The sequence below is a fragment of the Oleiphilus sp. HI0125 genome (assembly GCF_001635355.1).
In genome coordinates this window covers 1-1,099 of sequence record NZ_LWGF01000114.1, presented here as the reverse complement: position 1 = coordinate 1,099, position 1,099 = coordinate 1, and the positions used below count along the sequence as shown (strand labels likewise).

General features: G+C 41.0%; 2 protein-coding genes. Both read left to right on the top strand.

The window, feature by feature from the left end; all coding sequences use genetic code 11:
* The coding region (locus tag A3762_RS28750; RefSeq protein WP_068753874.1) for a GNAT family N-acetyltransferase at nucleotides 1–854 on the top strand (854 nt) is incomplete at its 5' end.
* Nucleotides 855–874: 20 nt separating this feature from the next.
* A partial coding sequence (locus A3762_RS28130) for a hypothetical protein (RefSeq protein ID WP_231878699.1) occupies nucleotides 875–1,099 on the top strand: 225 nt, incomplete at its 3' end.

Genomic DNA, 1,099 nt, shown 5'->3' with positions numbered 1-1,099 from the left:
TTATCGGCAGTAGTGCTCGCATTGGCAACACAGTAAGAAGTGAATATCTAGACTTTATATGCAACAAAGCGCAACACACAGAAATACAGCAAGCCTTACTTAACTACCTAGAACAAGACAAGAGCTGGGACAAACTTGTATTAAGCGACATGGATACTAAGTCTGGCTTATTTGCAGCGGCCACCTCACCCGAGTTATTTGACCACCAATGCTATGCTCGCAGCGTGTTAAAAGACTACGGCATTCGCATTCAAAAGACGGAAGCCATTAATAGTCTTGATCAATACGTACCATCTCTCAGTGCATCCATGCGAAGAGAGTCATTTCATCGTCGAACGCGCCTCGCTCGATCAGGCGAGATGAATATTAATCGCAGCATCAGTGACACGAACACTGCCTTTAAAACACTAAATGCCTTTCATGAAGCCCGCTGGGGCAAGCCCTGCTTTGACGACGACGCCTTGGCCTTCCATCAAACGTTAATCTATTCACCTAGTAAGCCTTTTATAGCCGATTTCGAGTCGATTAGTATTGGAGAGAAACCACAGACTGTTATTTATAATATCGACTATCAAAGCACTCGCTACAATTTGCAGTTAGGCTTTGGTGAAACGAGTGATAAAAAACTTTCACTCGGCTTTTTACAAATCGGCNACTCAATCGAAAGCTTCTTTGAACAAAACAAACTAAGCACTTACGACCTACTCGCTGGTAGTGGGAAAAATAGTTTTTATAAAGAGAAGTTTAATGGCCAAGCTTATCGCTTATTCTCGGTAGAAGTGATTAGAAGCAAGATAATTAAACTGCTTTATAAGCTTTATGATCAATATAAAAAACAAGAACGACCCTTCTGACTTAGATGAGAATACTAGCCATGCCAAAACTCATTCATAGAATACTGTCTCGCCTCTTCTATTGGGATTTAGATGCATACATTTGTTTTCGCGAAGACTTAACTAAACCTAGAGAGTTACACTCACTACCAAAATCGCTATCTGACGAAGGGTGGAAACTCTACGAAGTAGACCTAGGCCTCCCAAAAGATATGCAAAAATTATCAACATTATTTCTTGAGGCATTCCCTAGCTACCAAACACTA